At 46.6% G+C, this 16,330-nt stretch carries 11 protein-coding genes and 2 tRNA genes; 2 read left to right on the plus strand and 11 right to left on the minus strand.

Features of this window, described 5'->3' with window-relative positions; all coding sequences use genetic code 11:
* Nucleotides 1-28: 28 nt before the first annotated feature.
* The 5 genes from BHV83_RS03405 to BHV83_RS03425 all read right to left on the minus strand — a co-directional run bounded on the left by BHV83_RS03405 (nucleotide 29) and on the right by BHV83_RS03425 (nucleotide 9,711).
* On the minus strand, nucleotides 29-2,140 hold the full coding sequence (locus tag BHV83_RS03405; RefSeq protein ID WP_122205893.1) for a KamA family radical SAM protein: 2,112 nt from the start codon (nucleotides 2,138-2,140) through the stop codon (nucleotides 29-31).
* Between the two features lie 168 nt (nucleotides 2,141-2,308).
* The gene (locus tag BHV83_RS03410) at nucleotides 2,309-3,841 is read right to left on the minus strand and encodes a carbon-nitrogen hydrolase family protein (protein WP_008148451.1); all 1,533 of its coding nucleotides are present in this window, start codon (nucleotides 3,839-3,841) and stop codon (nucleotides 2,309-2,311) included.
* Nucleotides 3,842-3,966: 125 nt separating this feature from the next.
* Nucleotides 3,967-5,412: a TolC family protein gene (locus tag BHV83_RS03415; RefSeq protein WP_005639085.1), complete on the minus strand. Its 1,446-nt coding sequence runs from the start codon at nucleotides 5,410-5,412 to the stop codon at nucleotides 3,967-3,969.
* The gene (locus BHV83_RS03420) at nucleotides 5,390-8,542 is read right to left on the minus strand and encodes an efflux RND transporter permease subunit (RefSeq protein ID WP_005639083.1); all 3,153 of its coding nucleotides are present in this window, start codon (nucleotides 8,540-8,542) and stop codon (nucleotides 5,390-5,392) included. Before BHV83_RS03420 ends, BHV83_RS03415 begins: the two co-directional genes overlap by 23 nt.
* Before the next feature lie 5 nt (nucleotides 8,543-8,547).
* Nucleotides 8,548-9,711, minus strand: a complete 1,164-nt coding sequence (locus BHV83_RS03425) for an efflux RND transporter periplasmic adaptor subunit (protein WP_005639081.1) — start codon at nucleotides 9,709-9,711, stop codon at nucleotides 8,548-8,550.
* Between the two features lie 184 nt (nucleotides 9,712-9,895).
* On the opposite strand from BHV83_RS03425, the gene BHV83_RS03430 reads away from it, so the two are divergent.
* Nucleotides 9,896-10,147 carry a hypothetical protein gene (locus tag BHV83_RS03430; protein ID WP_181980810.1) on the plus strand — a complete coding sequence of 84 codons (252 nt, stop codon included), beginning with the start codon at nucleotides 9,896-9,898 and terminating at the stop codon, nucleotides 10,145-10,147.
* 197 nt (nucleotides 10,148-10,344) lie between these two features.
* Here BHV83_RS03430 and BHV83_RS03435 read toward each other — a convergent pair.
* The 6 genes from BHV83_RS03435 to BHV83_RS03460 form a co-directional block, all read right to left on the minus strand.
* Nucleotides 10,345-10,432, minus strand: a tRNA-Ser gene (locus BHV83_RS03435).
* Nucleotides 10,433-10,506: 74 nt separating this feature from the next.
* A tRNA-Ser gene (locus tag BHV83_RS03440) sits at nucleotides 10,507-10,591 on the minus strand.
* Nucleotides 10,592-10,800: 209 nt separating this feature from the next.
* Nucleotides 10,801-10,968, minus strand: coding sequence for a hypothetical protein (locus BHV83_RS03445; protein ID WP_005639074.1), 168 nt, complete (start codon nucleotides 10,966-10,968; stop codon nucleotides 10,801-10,803).
* 182 nt (nucleotides 10,969-11,150) lie between these two features.
* Complete coding sequence (gene susR / locus BHV83_RS03450) at nucleotides 11,151-12,794, minus strand: SusR family glycan utilization regulator (protein ID WP_122205894.1); 1,644 nt, start codon at nucleotides 12,792-12,794, stop codon at nucleotides 11,151-11,153.
* 103 nt (nucleotides 12,795-12,897) lie between these two features.
* Entirely contained in the window at nucleotides 12,898-14,475 is a 1,578-nt protein-coding gene (locus BHV83_RS03455) for a hydroxymethylglutaryl-CoA lyase-like TIM-barrel protein (protein ID WP_122205895.1), read from the minus strand.
* Nucleotides 14,476-14,588: 113 nt separating this feature from the next.
* Nucleotides 14,589-14,858, minus strand: a complete 270-nt coding sequence (locus BHV83_RS03460; RefSeq protein ID WP_122131292.1) for a hypothetical protein — start codon at nucleotides 14,856-14,858, stop codon at nucleotides 14,589-14,591.
* A gap of 319 nt (nucleotides 14,859-15,177) precedes the next feature.
* On the opposite strand from BHV83_RS03460, the gene BHV83_RS03465 reads away from it, so the two are divergent.
* A complete protein-coding gene (locus BHV83_RS03465; protein WP_286756289.1) occupies nucleotides 15,178-16,269 on the plus strand; it encodes a GNAT family N-acetyltransferase in 1,092 nt (363 codons plus the stop codon).
* The last annotated feature ends 61 nt before the right edge of the window (nucleotides 16,270-16,330 follow it).

The following is a 16,330-nucleotide window of genomic DNA, read 5'->3' on the forward strand; positions in this document are numbered from 1 at the left end:
GCACGAACAAAGATAATAATTACTCGTTTTATAGCTCAAGATTTGTCATCTTTTCTGTAACATCAAATGGATAGTCGGGGTATTCGTAAATACTGAAACGAGGTTCAGTCCTCCCCTCGGAATAATTCCAAATACTAATATACTCCCGCACATCTTCACCCATATCCTGTAATTGGCGCAGGTAGGCGGCGACGGACTTGTTCTCGACGATGTAGACTTCTCCCATCCGATCGATAATCGGACTGTGACGGCGTCCGGTGTCGTGGTCGAATTTCAGGATACGCTTTCCCTCTGTTGTCAAACCGACCATCTGAAAAGTCATGCTTTTGCCGATGGCTGGAAGATTCAACACACTGCGATCGGTGGCAGCAAAAAGAAGACGGTTCTCTTTCAAAAAACCGGACAATTTCTTTCCTAAGGGTCGCTCATAGCGGATCAGCCGATACAGTTCCTTCTGCTTCTCTTTGGGGATAAGGCCGAAAACTTTCTCTTCTTGCTGTTCCTGTAAAGAACGGCTATTAGGAGCGAACACGGCATAGTTCTCGTGAAAACCCTTAACCGAAAAAGTGTAATAGCACACCACCCCCATCGCATTCAACGTCTGACGAAGTTTTGCCGTATGTCCACGCCGAGAAGCGGCAACGGTGTAGACCAACTGGTTGGTGATGATCCAACCGGCGGAGAGAATCGCCTCGATCGCCTTTTTTGCTTCCGGCGTGACCTCCAATGGGGATTGAAAATGTGTCTGGATAATAAACTGCGTAACACCGACACGTGAGGCTTTATCTTTGAAACTCCTCAAGATACCGACTAGTTCGTCCGTGATTCTGAGAGGCAAGTAGGCAAGCAGGCGAGACCCCAAGCGGACCCGTTGTAACTCAGCGAACTTCTCCCCTTCGGGACGACTCTCGTTGGCTTTTCGTTTCCGGACCGCCATCTTATAGACAGCATCAAGTATGTTGCGGAGCGTCGCGTTCTGACTCATCAACGCGTCGCCTCCAGTAATCAAGATATCCCTAAGCTGCGCATCCTCTTCAAAATAGCGCATCAACCGACGCAGTTTCTTATCCCATGTTTCCTTTGGTTTCAAAGATTCGAAATCAAAATTCAAGCGCTCGCTCTGGAAATCATACATCCGCTGGCAGGAAGCGCACAGCCCGCCACAGGCACGCCCCATCGAATCGGGGATCAGGATCGCCACCTCCGGATACCGGCGGTGTATGTTGTGTCCTTCCGGCAACAACCATCCTGCAGCATTCGGCTGTCCGGCCACGACTATGTCTTCTTTCTCCCACGCCTTGATCCGGCCATATGTATCGACCAGTTCTTCCGAATAAAGGATATAAGAGCGGATGGCAGCGTCGTCATATCCGCTTGTATTCGTGTTCAGCAGGGAAAGGTAATAAGGAGTCACAAAAAACGGCATGCCTTTCTTACGAGCACGTGCCAACAGGTCCATCGTTCCAGCCGACAGGGAACCGCCAAGGAAATAGTTCAGTTCCGTCGGGCTTTTGAAAGCCATCGCAAGATGGAAACGGCCGGTATTCCACCATTCCTGCACTTTGACGTACTTCTCGGTATAGCTCATCCCTTCCGTAAACTGGAACCGAGAGGTCGGGGCATGACGCCGTTCGATCTTACGTATCAACCCGGCAATGATCCGCTCCTTGTTGGAGTGACGGATCGCCATCACCTCCTCGTCCAGCCCAGTCGGCCAACGGTTCATCTGCCGTTTGACAAGCGAACGGTCCGGAACGATTTCCTCCGGCTTCTCCAGCAATTCGAATTGCCGGTACAGGTCGATAAAGAAGTCCGGCGAAACATCTTCCTCCAGCTTCCCGGCCAGGAACTGCCACAGGCAGGTAATCGTCCGTACCGGCATCTCCTCACCTGTCGAAAGCTCGAAGACCATCATACCGTCATGTTCGATCAACAGAAGAATACGCTTCGCCACGGCATTTCCCATATTGCTCCCGCCAACCGTCTTGTCGATGCGGGAAAAAACAAAAGAGCGCAAGGCTTCTTTAAAAAGCGCTGCGCTCTCACTCTCTTCCGCCATCGTTACCAGTTGGGGAAAATCTTTTTTAAATACTTTTGTCAATTGCGGAATGTCGTACGATAGTAATCTTCTTTTAATCATAAGCAAATACTTTTTAGGAAGGGTTATTGAATGTTATTTTGAAGTCATTTGTCTACAAATATAACATTTTTCTCCCATCATCAAAAGCGTGCTACTTATAAAACATCTTAAAAGTCTTGCGAATCACAACAAAATGACAAAACAAGGAACCTATTCGCCACCTTTCTGCTACTTCCGCTTCATCTTCACTTCATACAGGTCGTGCCGGCGATCTTTCAAGTTACGGACACTTCCGTACGTATGCAATTCGTTCAGCAAATCGAGATCCACATCCGACACCAAGATCATTTCCGTATTCGGGGTCGCCTCCGCCCTTTTCCCGTCTGTCGGGAAAGCAAAATCACACGGGGTGAAGACACCGGACTGCGCATACTGGATATCCATGTTATGGACACGGGGCAAGTTACCGACACTACCGGCTATGACGACAAAGCATTCGTTTTCGATCGCACGTGCCTGCGCACAAACACGGACACGCGAATAGGCGTTCTGCGTATCGGTAAGGAAGGGCACAAACAGAATCTGCATCCCCTGGTCCGCCATGATACGCGACAGTTCCGGAAATTCGACATCGTAGCAGATCAGGACACCGATCTTGGCACAGTCCGTTTCGAAAGTCTGCACCATCTTACCGCCGGAAAGTCCCCAGCTCTTCGCTTCATCGGGCGTGATATGCACTTTCTCGTACGTCTCATAACTACCGTCGCGGCGACAAAGGAAACCGACGTTGTACAACCCGTCGTCTTTGATCAACGGCATGCTCCCGGTAATGATATTGATGTTGTAGCTGATCGCCAAGTTGATGAAGCGGTTCAGCATCTCGTCCGTATATTTCGCCAGCTCGCGGATCGCCTCCGACTCGCTCATGTGGTTGAACTTAGCCATCAGAGGGGCATTGAAGTATTCGGGGAAAAGGATGAAGTCACTCTTATAGTCAGATACGGCATCCACGAAAAATTCCACCTGTTCGAACACGTCATCGAGCCCCTTGTAAGGTCGCATCTGCCACTGGACAAGACCGACGCGGACGGTCGTCTTGGTCGAAACGATTTCCGGAGTCGGCTGGTAATAGATATTGTCCCATTGCAGCAGGGTTGCATAATGTTTGGATTCCTCATCGTTCGGCAAATAATTCGTCATCACTTTACGAACATGGAAATCATTCGATATTTGAAAAGTCAGCACCGGATCATAAATTTCTCTTTTACGGACCTTATCAATATATTCCTTCGGGCGCATCGTATCCGCATATTTATGATAATTCGGGATACGTCCGCCGAACATAATCGCTTTCAAGTTCAGGCTTTCACACAATTCCTTCCGATAATCATACATACGCCGTGCCAAACGCAGGCCCCGGTAATCGGGATGGATAAAGACCTCTATTCCATACAGGATATTGCCTTTTGGATTATGCGTATTAAAGGTTTCGTTTCCAGTAACAAAGGCGTAAGTATGGTCGTTCTTTACCTTGTCGTAATCGACGATGATAGACAAGGCGCACCCCACGATCTTATCATCCACGACCGTAACCACCTGCCCTTCCGGGAAAATAGTGATTAACTTCTTGATTTGCTCACGTGTCCAAAACACATCCGAGCCGTCTGAATAAACTCTTGTAAAAGATTGAGATAATTGTCGGTAGTCCGCCATCTGCAAAGTACGGACCTCTACTTTGTTAATCTTAGGAGCATGTTCCATTTCTCATTTCAATTTTTAAGAACGATGCAAAAGTATAAAAAGTTTCATCTGGATGAAACAAAAATTCCATGATAACCAAAAAGACGGATGCAAACCTTCTACATCCGTCTTTTCGTCTAAAAGCTTTAGCAACCACCGCCCAACGCCCGGTAGAGAAGGATCTTTTTCCGGCAAAGATCGGTGATGATGTCGATACGTTCCAATTCGCTATCCAGATAACGTTCATTGGCAGAGAGCACTTCGAGGAAGCCGACATAATTCAATTTGAAAAGTTCATTGGCATTGGTGACCGAACGTTGGTGAGCTACGGTCTCCACTTCTTTCAGGCGGACACGCTCCACTTGGTTTAGACCGGCACAATACAAATCCAATACTTCCGTATAGGCCTTCAAGGCCGTTTCGTGATATTGCGACAAGGCAATCCGTTGCGAAGCACGCGCCTCGTTCCACATCGAACGAATCTGGTTCCGCTGGAAGACTGGTGCAGTAATTCCTGCTGCCAAATCGTAAACCAGCGAAGCAGGCGCTGTGAACCATTTGCCAAGATCAAAGCTATTGAAGCCACCTCCCGCACCCAACACCAACGAAGGATAGAAGGCTGCTTTAGCCGCCATTACATCCGCCTTTGAAGCCAGCAATTCCATCTCGGCGGCCCGTACGTCGGGACGTAAGGTCAGCATGTTCGCCGGAACACCGTCTGATAGCGGGAAAGGGATCTGACGCAGCTCTTCAAAACTCATACGCCTGATTTCAAACGGAAAGACACCTAACAGGCAGGCTATCGCACGCTCTTTCTCCCCGATCAATTGATCATTTTCCAACAGTTTGCTTTCTATCAGTAGCATACGGGCATGAAACTGGTCGACAGCCAACTGTGTCTCGGCCCCCTCCTTCTTCAGCTGGCGAGTTAGCTCATACGAACGTTTGGAACTGATATGGGCTTCTTCCAAGACATCCCGACGCTTATCCAAACCGATCAGTTCATAATAGTGGACAGCCAATTCGGATATCAGGACCGACTGCGCAAAACGGGTTGCCTCAACCGAAGCCATCCAACGAGCTACAGCCGCCTGTTTCTTACGTGTCAGCTTCCCCCATATATCCGCTTCCCACTGGAAATTCAGGAAAAGTCCGAAATCACGGTAAGGGTCCGGGATATGTTTGTCTTTCGCCAAGGAAGGAACATTAGTCTCGCTATTCCCCACTCCGTCCATCGTATATTCGCCGAAACGGTTGACCGAAGTCCCGATGCCGAGGCTAACTTCAGGTAATAGCAAGCCTTTTGCCCGTTGCAGGTTGGCCCGGCTCATTGTCACCCGTTCCATGCTTTGCTTGAACGAATAGTTATTCTGCAAAGCGACCTCCACATATCCTTGTAAGATGGAATCCTGGAAAAACACATTCCACTCCAACGGCTTTACAAATGCAGTGTCATAGGTATGCCCATCTCCTTCTGGCAGTACGGCACGTTCCCCATCCGGAGAGAGCTGCGGAGCCTTGCAAGCTGTAAGGCCGATCGCCGCCCACAAGCCAACTGTAGCAATTATCTTAAAACTCATATTCTTCTTCATTTGCTTTTTGTTTCTTTTCCTTTAAGTAAGTTGCCAACGATTCAAATATCACATAAAGCCCCGGTATCAGGAAGATCCCCACGAACGTACCGATCAGCATACCTCCGGCCGCCGCCGTCCCGATGGAACGATTGCCCAAAGCACCAGCGCCACTGGCTACCGCCAACGGGATCAAACCGCTGATAAAAGCAAAAGAAGTCATCAGAATCGGACGCAAACGGCTGGTTGCCCCTTGGATGGCCGCTCCCATAATGCTAACGCCTTCCTTGCGGCACTGGTTCGCCACCTCGATAATCAGGATCGCATTCTTACCTAAGAGGCCGATCAGCATCACGAGTGCCACCTGAGCATAAATATTATTCTCCAGTCCCACCGCATATAGTAAAAGGAATGATCCGAACACACCTGCCGGAAGCGAGAGGATAACCGGAAGCGGCAGCAAAAGGCTTTCATACTGGGCCGCCAGAAGAAGATAGACAAAGACCAGACAGATCGCGAAAATAACCAAGGATTGTCCACCGGATTCTTTCTCCTCACGGGCAACGCCGGACCATTCTATATCGTAGCCTCTCGGCAACACTTCGGCAGCAATCTCCTCTACGGCTTCCAAGGCTTCACCCGAGCTGACTCCCGGTGCTTGTTCACCGGTAATCATGGCCGAAGTAAACAGGTTATAACGGGTAATCTGACTCGGACCATACACGCGCTCCATTGTCATGAAGTTGGAATACGGAACCATGTTCCCCTCTTTATTTTTAGCATACAAACCGAACAGATCCTCCGGATTCATACGATATTCGGGAGCAGCCTGCAACATCACCTTGTACATTTGCCCGAAACGGACGAAGTTGGAAGAATAGAAACTCCCGACATAGGATTGCAAAGTTTCCATCGACTCGTTCACATCAATTCCCAGTTTTGCCGCTTTGGCCAGATCGACCCGCAACAGATATTGCGGGAAGTTCGGATTGAAACCGGATGTGACACCCGACAAACGAGGATCGGCATTCAGCTTGGCCACAAACGATTTGGCCACTTCGTCCAACTCGGCAAATGTCCCGGCAGTCTTATCCTGCAAACGAAGTTCGAAACCGCTGGCATTACCGAAACCGGGAACCGTCGGTGGAAGGAAGAACTGGATATCCGCATCCTTGATATGCGACACGCGGTCAGCATAGACGCGCATCAGTTCCTCGGCCGTCTGCTCGCGTTCGTTCCAGGGCTTCAAGTTGATCATCCCCATGCCAAAACTGGCTCCTTCCGTTTCCGTCATCAAGCTGTAGCCTGCCAATGTGGAAACCGTTTCCACTTCTTCCAACGGCAACAGAGCGGCCTGCACTTTGCTCAAAGCGGCTTCCGAACGTTCGAGGGTCGCTCCGGGAGGTGCATCGACATTCACATAGATCATTCCCTGGTCTTCATTAGGGATAAAACCCGAAGGCAACACAAACGTCATACCCCATGTTGCCAGACAGAAAATAATCAACGACGCATAGGTCAGGAAACGCCTGTTCAAGAACAAACGCAGATTGATCTTATAACGGCGTTCCAGATGATCGTAGCGCTTATTGAATCCGTCGAAGAAACGCGCCAACAAACTTTTCTTCACCTTTTTGTCATGCGAGACAGGCTTCAGCATCAAGGCGCAGAGCGCGGGAGACAGCGTCAAGGCATTCACGCCCGAAATGACAATCGCCACTGCCAGCGTCAACGAAAACTGACGGTAGAAAATACCGACCGTACCGGACATAAAGCCTACCGGGACGAACACGGCAGACATCACCAGGGTAATGGCAATAATCGCCCCGCCGATTTCACGAATGGCGGCTTCGGTGGCTTTTGCCGGTGGAAGTTTTTCGTTGTGCATCTTCACATGTACCGCCTCCACTACGACAATGGCATTATCGACCACGATACCGATTGCCAGCACCAGTGCGAACAGTGTCAGCATATTGATGGAGAAGCCCAACATCTGCATAAAGAAGAAAGTCCCGACAAGCGAAACAGGAACGGCTATCGCCGGAATCAACGTCGAACGGAAATCCTGCAGGAACAAATATACCACGATAAACACCAGCAAAAAGGCTTCCAACAACGTCCGGAGCACAACCGAAATCGAAGCATCCAGAAATCGCGAAACATCGTACGATATATTATAATCCATTCCGGGGGCAAAACTGCTTTCCTTGATTTCCTCCATCTTGGCTTTGATATTTTGAATCACCTCACGGGCATTCGAACCCGGACGCTGCTTGATCATGATAGAGGCGGAAGGCTTGCCGTCGGTCATGGAAATCATATTATAGTCTTCCGAGTCGAACTCAATCGTCGCCACATCCTTCAACCGGAGAACCGAACCGTCCGGTAACGCCTTCAACACGATCTCGCCATATTCTTCGGGAGTGCTGAACTTCCCGCTATATTGCAATACATATTGCAACTGCTGCGGAATCTTATCCGAACTGATACCGGTCTTCCCAGGAGCAGCTTCGATATTTTGCGAACGGATAGCGGCGGTCACCTCCTGCGGTGACATATTATAAGCTGCCAGCCGGTTGGGGTTCAGCCACACGCGCATCGCATAATCGCGGCTACCCATGATCTCGACAAAACCGACACCGTCGATTCGCTTCAGCTCACGCAGGATATTGATATCGGCAAAATTGTACACGAACTTCTCGGTATGCGAACTGTCCGTACTCATGATGTTCAGATACATCAACATACTGTTTACTTCTTTCTCGGTAATCACACCGGCACGGATCACTTCTTCGGGAAGTTCATCGAGGACTGTCGTCACACGGTTCTGCACATTCACGGAGGCGACATCCGGATCGGTTCCTACCTTAAAATAGATCGTCGTCAGCGACATACCGTCGTTCGTACAAACGGTCGTCATATAGGTCATTCCGGGCACACCATTGATAGCACGTTCCAAGGGAGTCGCCACAGTTTTAGCCATCACATCGGCATTGGCTCCCGTATAACGGGCCGTCACCGTAACGGAAGGCGGAACAATATCGGGAAACTGGGTAATCGGCAAAGAGGTAATAGCCAGCAAACCCAGAAAAACAATCACAACAGAAATGACACCGGACAGAATCGGGCGTCTGATGAATATTTCAAACATACGGCTTACTTATTATTTTCGACTTCATCAGACAATTCCAATTGTTTACGGACCGTTTCGGCATCCACAATCTCAGGCGTAATAACCATCCCGTCACTCACTTGCTGGACTCCTTCATAAACGATCAGCGTATTGTCAGGCAGGTCTTTCGTTACATAATAGGCACCGTGACGAGAGAGTGGTTCGAAACTGCGGACACTCACTTTGCCTTCTTCATCAACAGTATACACGTAAGTAAAATCCTGAATCTCGAATGTCGAACGTTGCGGGACCAGTATCACGTCTTCCATTTCTGTCAGCATACGGATTTTACCCGAAACACCATGTCGCAACAGGCGGTCCGGATTGGCAAAACGCGCACGAAAAGCAATGGAACCCGTACCACGTTCAAAATCACCTTCTACGGTTTCGACCGTTCCTTTGTACGGATAGGTTGTCTGATCCGACAGGATCAATTCCAGATTGTTATACTCCGGCTGTTCCACTCCGCTCAACTGCGTACGTTTATATTCAAGATATTCTTTCTCGTTGATCTTGAAATAGGCAAACATTTCCGAAACATCCGTCAGGGAGGTCAACAAGCTGGACGGCGTGACCAAGCTACCGACCTTAAACGGTATACGGTCCACATACCCTTCAAAAGGAGATGTGATGGTCGTATAGGAATAATTCGTTTCCGCACGAAGCAAACGCGATTTGGCCTGCTGTACCCGCAAACGGGCGACATCGGCTTCCGCCAATGCCTGTTCCAAGCGGATCGGCGAAATGATGTCCTTTTCCACCAAGCGCTTTACACGGTCCGCTTCGACTTCCGCCATTTTCAACTCGGCCTGCACTTGCTTATAATTGGCCTGCGCCTCTTTGACCTCTTCATACAGTTCGGCAGAGGAAAGCTTGAACAAGACCTGTCCCTTCTTCACGTGCTCTCCTTCGTCAACCAAGACATCTTCAACGAACCCTTCCACTTTCGGTTTAACCTCCACAAACTGGACAGCCTGCACATCGGCTACATACGATTGAGCCACTTCGATACTCGTAGCTACCAGCTTCACCACCAGCGTATTGTCTTTACTTCCGGATTTTTTTTCATGACTCCGGTTACAAGAGGTAAAAAAGCTGGCTATTAAAAACAAAAAAGGTAAATAGTTAAAAAATAATCTTCTCGTCATAAATCGTTTCTGATTAGTTTATTTTTAGGTTATAATTATAAACATGATAAAGCGTGCAATATCAGGGATACGACAAAGCCTTCCGCATACCGGCACAACATACCCATACACGCTCTGAAAAATAAAAAGAATCGGATAAGACCTAAATCAGATAGGAACAAAACCAGACAAAACTCTGGGTTTTATGAAGTTGATAAAATATAGGCAAGAATGCACATTGCTGCAATTCAAGAGAATGAATCAGCTCATGCACATTTATTATAGTCAGCCAGTCGGCTATAAAGTCTGCAACAAACTGTTGGATTTGAATCTGTTCCTGCCGGACAGTACGCAACGAGGCATTATCGTCGAAATCAAGTACATCATGCACTCCATTCTCTACCACCTCGATGGAAGAACTTGGGAAACCTTCCAGAAAGAAATCGCTGCCAACTGAATAAAACGGCATAAAGACCAACATGATCATCAAAATCACACGCTGGTAAAACTTTATCTTTTTATCCACGGTAGTTACTAACATTCCTTCCCTAAAAAACTTTTTGCAAAGATAAAGAATCCATATCTTATTTCAAAATACCGTTAATTAATCCCATAAAGAAAAAGTCCCGACGATAATAAATCATCAGGACTTTGCGGAGAAAGCGGGATTCGAACCCGCGAAACCCTTTAGGGGTTTACACGCTTTCCAGGCGTGCCTCTTCAACCACTCGAGCATCTCTCCTTTTCGGTTGATTATGTATATCAAGAAGCAACCTGCCTCCATAAAACGTAAAAAGCAGCTTTTGCTGCTTTCAGCGGAGAAAGAGGGATTCGAACCCCCGGAACCTCTCAGTTCAACGGTTTTCAAGACCGCCGCAATCGACCACTCTGCCATCTCTCCTTGTCTCTAAGACGGGTGCAAAAGTAGATGGTTTATTTGAATTATGCAAGTTTTTCATTTCATTTCTTTTCACTTTTTTCGTATTTCATTCCTCCATTTCTGATTCTCAGACACATAAAAAAATCCGATTCCTACTACTATGCACAGGAATCGGATATAAATTATGTATAGAGAAATTAAAACACTCTTTTTAGAAAACAAGCATCTGCCTATTTCGTTTGCAGACAGCTTGAATGCAAGACCATATGAGCCTTCTCCTGCTCAGTCCTGATTGACCCGGCAGCCAGAATAATAGTTATGATCAAACCGATACAAGCCACTATAGCAATCACTTCCGTACTTTTGCGGGAAAGATACTCCCCTATGTTCTTTTCCATGCGTATTACTTTTTTAATGAATAATCTGCTGACCTGAAATGTGTGATTCAAAATTAAGAAGAAAAGGAAAGCTAAGGGAGACGGTGAATAAATAAGTGGACAGACAAAACACTCAAATATCTATTTAACAACAAGATACAAATCTTTTATATTACTAAAAAAGTGGATCAAATATAAAAGGATTAATGAATTTTCCGGACTAAATTCTCGAAATCATCCCTGGAAACGCATGCCTTGTTCTTTACTTTTGCCCGATAATTATAGATGGTATTCACCGAATAGCGAAGGAATTCGGCTATCTGAGAACTATCGTTTATCCCCAAACGGATCAACGCAAAAATACGAAGTTCCGTATTCAGCAACTCGTCCCTTTTCAGTACCACCTGCTCATCTTCAAGCAAAAGTGAATTAAATTGTGTCACAAAATTCGGGAACAGATGGAGAAATGCAGTATCAAAATTCTTATAAAGTGCATTCAGCTCCGCCTCCAACCCCTTTGACGATCGGGTAACTTTAACCAGTTCCCCGATCTGTCCGGAAGAAACCATTTTATAAACCATACGGCGATAACCGTCGAGTTTATCGATATAAGAAGAACACAGACTCATGAAACGCCCGATATATTCCTCCTTGATCCGGTTGGATTCAGACAGTTCGAGGTTGGCGGACTGCAAACGATCGTTCATCTGATACAATTCGCCGTTCAGCACCTTCAACTGCTCGTTTGTCTCCTGCAAATGATTGCGGGCCTCCGCCAGTCGCTTCATCTGCCGATATATATAGACGATGGCAGAGATCAATAACAAGGTAAGTACACTGATCAGCGTCAGATATGTGACCAGTATCCGGTTCTTCCCTTCTACCGTAGCCTGGTAGTTCTTATCGATCAACGAAAGGATATCCGCACTCTGCCAACTTCTCGAGCGGGCACGAAACCGGTTCGTCTCATCCCAAGAAAAACGGATATAATGATAAGCACGCTCGATATCGCCATCTTTAAGCAATAAATCAGCCAACATCCACAAGGAAGCATGATCTGTGATAGCCGACTGAATATCCGACAAGGAAGAAAGGGCCAAATAATACTTTTCTTTTTCCCGATCTTTTTTCTGGCGGTAGATCATCGCACGCTGATAAGAAGTAAGTGCATATTCAGGAGTTCCGAACGGAATTTTTGCCAAACGTGTATCATTGATCCGAAGGGCTTCATCAGTATGTCCGTCAGCCCTCAAAGCCAGTTCCTGCAACTCAACCCGCTTGCCGGCACCTTCCGGCAACATCATCGCTAAAGAATCCCGATAGACGAAAGATTTATCTTCATAGCGGCGTATACTTTGCGGATCACGGGAATTACCGGAGATCTCCCTGTATACCTGTTCTTTGCAGGTGTAATAATCACAGGTAAGAGAAGCTGGCAAATCTTCACGGCGGACTTCCTCCAATACATCGATCGCTTCTTGATACATGCCAGTTGCAGCATGCAGGGAGGCTAACAGCAATTTACTTTTGTACTCCCGCTCCTGATCACGCAAATTACGGGCGATCCTGATATTTTTGGTCAGATAGAGGACAGCCGAATCGCACATATAAGATTTATATTCCCGATAAATGCTATCGTTGAGCTGGTAAGCGGCAATAGAGTTCGGAGCTGTCTTGGTTGCTTTTCCTTTCAATTCACGGATCCGGGCTTCTCTCCTGTCTTTATAAATCTCATGCTGGAGAATCGTTTGATCCAAATTGACTAATAAAGAGTCGAGGTTACTTTCCGCAAAAACCATATTTGCAGTAAAAAACAAAAACAGAATTATCCTGTACCTCTTTCCCATTTCGACTCCAGCTTATTTCCGGCAGACAAATGTAAAACAAAAAAGCTTTCCTCCGGACGAATAGCCGGGGAAAAGCTCTTAAATACATAAAAACAATCTGATATCATGTGGTAACATGTGCTTGTTTCTGCTTTTTCTTCGCCAGGAAATTATGCGCCATCATCGGGAAAAGCTCCAGAAGCAAGACCTCTTTTTCGTTCTCAGCCAATTGGACACCAACTTCTTCTATTACGGGATTCTCCTGCATTTCATAATCGGAAGGATCATAGGGGACCTCATCCCGCGAACCCGTAATCTTCAAACGAAATTCCGGGTCAATCGGAACCGGCGTCTTTCCATACTCTCCTTTTACCAGAGCGACGAATTGGTTGGACGGATTACTGTACATCGGACGTCCTTTCAGTTGATCCAACGCGCACGATACTGCTTGAGCCCCGATGATCTGGCTTGTCGGCGTTACCAAAGGCGGCAAACCTGCATCCATACGCACCTGGGGGATCAACGACATTGCTTTTTCCAACAAGTCCAACTGTCCTAATTGCTTCAACTGAGCTACCATATTCGTATACATTCCTCCCGGTATCTGGGCCTTCTTCACCAGTTCATTCGGTTCAGGGAAACCAAAATATTCTTCTATGGCACGGCAGAAGATAAGCAAATCTTCCTCTTTGTCTTTCCGGGCTGCGTCGATCGCATCGTTAAAAAAACGGTCGATCTCAGTCGGTATTCTGTCTGTCAAAGGATTAAACGGCTTAGGTAGTTGTTTTGCCATATCGAAAACAGACAACTCTTTGCGGATATCCAACAGATGAGCATTGATTTTCGCGATCGCCTCCATATTGATATCCAGCTCGATCCCCATTTTCTTACAGAACACGTACACCAGTTCGATTGCCGGAGCAGCCGTTCCACCGGCGAAATACCAGATATTGGTATCGACAACATCCACCTCGTTGACAATAGCGGCCAAAACCGAAGCCAGACCATATCCTGGCGTACAATGAGTATGAAAATCTACCGGAACTTTGAGATGTTTTTTGAACAAACGTACTATTTCAGCGCTTCTTCCCGGTGGAATCAGGCCACTCATATCCTTAATCGTGATCATATCGGCTCCTAAAGCCTCCATTTGAAGCGCTTTATCCAAGAAGTATTCATTTGTAAAAACAGGCTTATGCAACGGATGCCCGTGTAAAGCTGCGACAATTCTTTCAACAGCCGAGTGATACGGATCAATCGTGTAACAGACGGCACAATCAGCCATTCCTCCGAAGCGTTTTACATATTTGACTGTCGATTTTATATTCTCCACATCATTCAGCGCATCAAATATGCGCATGATATCCAATCCGGATTCTATAGAATTGCGACAGAAGCCTTTAATAATCTTATCGGGATAAGGATTGTAACCAAACAAGTTACGTCCGCGTGAAAGGGCCGTCAACTTAGAGGTATTCCCTACCGAAGCTTTTATTTTCTCCAGCCGCTCCCAGGGATCTTCTCCCAAATATCGCATGATAGAATCGGGCACGGCACCACCCCATATTTCCATCGCATAAAAACCGGCTTCCCTATAAAAAGGAAGCACTTTGTCTATCTGTTTTTGTGACATTCGCGTTGCAAAAGCAGATTGCTGACCATCCCGGAGAGTCAGATCCCGAATCAAAAGTTTTCGTATCATACCTAATAATTTGTTTAGACCGTTTCAGACTTAAATCTATCTTTATAACAAAAATTAAACTGTTTTGATTGGAATTACCGGGTTAAGAATAGCAAATGTTTATGAAAACGACCTTACCGACTTATCTTTTTAACATTCTCTTTCCAATAAAGAAGGAAGCGATCATGCCGTGGGAGGATACACAAGGTAATCCACTGGATTATAATCAGAAACAGTGCATAAAATCTCCTCAAACAAGGCAGATAAACAGCTCCACATCCCCGTTCCGGTTTCACGAAGATCCGGGTCTCCACCTCCTCCACACCCGGATCTCCCATGCCCTTCCACCCGGGTCTGAAGAAACTTTTCAAGTTGTTTTTGCCTAAAAAGTAGCTTGTCTTCATGAAAAAATGAGCCTCTTTAATCTATTTTGTATCAGCTTCAGACCATATCCTTCATTTGATAAAACATTGATATATAATGCCTTATTACTTTTTACCCATGATAGTTATGATAGATGAATGATAGTTAAAAACAAGAACTATCATAGAATAACATACTGTTTTACAAGCACATAAACTCAATTATGATAGTATGATAGTTGTTTTGCTAAAGACTTTATATAGAAATGCCCGTACTAAAGACAAGGACTGATTGCCTCTATTTGGAATAATAAAATAAAAACTATCTTTGAGAATTCATTACAATAAAATCAAAAGACAAATGGCAATCTCAAGTATACCATCTGACATATTCCGAAAAGCAGAAGAGACAGATATCGAACGAATCTGGCAAATCATCGGACAAGCAAAAGCCCAAATGCAACGCCTTGGAAGTCAACAATGGGACGAGAACTACCCTGCAATCGAACATATCCGTCAAGACATACAAGACGGAAACGGATACGTCATTTGCCGGGAAGACCGGGTTGTTGCATACGGAGTCATTTCATTCGAAGGTGAACCTGTCTATAAAGATATAGAAGGCAAATGGTCGAACGATCTGCCTTATGTCATCGTCCACCGCCTGGCCATTGCCGACGAGATGAAACGGCAGGGCATGGCAAAACAGTTTATGTTGCAAGCGGAAGAAGTAAGCCGAAAGAAAGGTGTCTACAATTTCCGCGTAGATACGAAATATGACAATGCTTATATGCTTCGCCTGATCGACACGTTGGGATTCAAATACTGTGGCGAAGTGTATTACCGGAACAACAGTGCAAGGAAAGCTTTCGAAAAGACGATCCGCCCTTACTCCCACCCGATAGGCATTTCCGATTATACGATCCGGGAAGCAACTTTTGAAGATGCAACCCTGATTTTCGAAGCGATTGATAAAAACCGGGAAGATCTGCGCATCTGGCTGCCTTTTGTCGACGGGCTCAAGGGTGTTGCAGATGAACAAGGATTCCTGCAATCCGTATTAGCTGTCCCTTACGAACAGCGCGATCCGGTCTACATTTTGGAACAAGGGGAAGCTATTTGCGGGCTGGCCGGGTTTCACTTCTCCGATGCCCCTAACCGGCGAACGGAAATAGGCTACTGGCTGCTTCCCGCCTACCGGGGAAAAGGGATCGTCACGAATACCGTCCGTTATCTCTGCCAATGGGCCGTGCGCGAACGGAACATGAACCGCATCCAAATCCGGTGCGCCGTCGGCAACATTCCGAGCAACGCTGTCCCGAAGCGATTGGGATTCACACTGGAAGGTACGGAACGGGAAGGCGAATTACTGACTTCCGGTGAATACGTGAATGTTAATGTATATAGTATATTAAAGAAAGAAATAGAACAATGGAACAGGAAATCCAATTAAACGAGCACAACAAACAGGAATATCCTCCTATGCATACGGCTGAACATATATTGAACCAGAC

Source organism: Parabacteroides sp. merdae-related_45_40 (genome assembly GCF_001915675.1).

Excerpts from the sequence above, each read along its gene's own strand:
- BHV83_RS03405 (WP_122205893.1), bottom strand. The coding sequence starts at position 2,140 with ATGATTAAAAGAAGATTACTATCGTACGACATTCCGCAATTGACAAAA.
- BHV83_RS03410 (WP_008148451.1), bottom strand. The coding sequence starts at position 3,841 with ATGGAACATGCTCCTAAGATTAACAAAGTAGAGGTCCGTACTTTGCAG.
- BHV83_RS03415 (WP_005639085.1), bottom strand. The coding sequence starts at position 5,412 with ATGAAGAAGAATATGAGTTTTAAGATAATTGCTACAGTTGGCTTGTGG.
- BHV83_RS03420 (WP_005639083.1), bottom strand. The coding sequence starts at position 8,542 with ATGTTTGAAATATTCATCAGACGCCCGATTCTGTCCGGTGTCATTTCT.
- BHV83_RS03425 (WP_005639081.1), bottom strand. The coding sequence starts at position 9,711 with ATGACGAGAAGATTATTTTTTAACTATTTACCTTTTTTGTTTTTAATA.
- BHV83_RS03430 (WP_181980810.1), top strand. The coding sequence starts at position 9,896 with ATGAAGTTGATAAAATATAGGCAAGAATGCACATTGCTGCAATTCAAG.
- BHV83_RS03445 (WP_005639074.1), bottom strand. The coding sequence starts at position 10,968 with ATGGAAAAGAACATAGGGGAGTATCTTTCCCGCAAAAGTACGGAAGTG.
- susR (WP_122205894.1), bottom strand. The coding sequence starts at position 12,794 with ATGGGAAAGAGGTACAGGATAATTCTGTTTTTGTTTTTTACTGCAAAT.
- BHV83_RS03455 (WP_122205895.1), bottom strand. The coding sequence starts at position 14,475 with ATGATACGAAAACTTTTGATTCGGGATCTGACTCTCCGGGATGGTCAG.
- BHV83_RS03460 (WP_122131292.1), bottom strand. The coding sequence starts at position 14,858 with ATGAAGACAAGCTACTTTTTAGGCAAAAACAACTTGAAAAGTTTCTTC.
- BHV83_RS03465 (WP_286756289.1), top strand. The coding sequence starts at position 15,178 with ATGGCAATCTCAAGTATACCATCTGACATATTCCGAAAAGCAGAAGAG.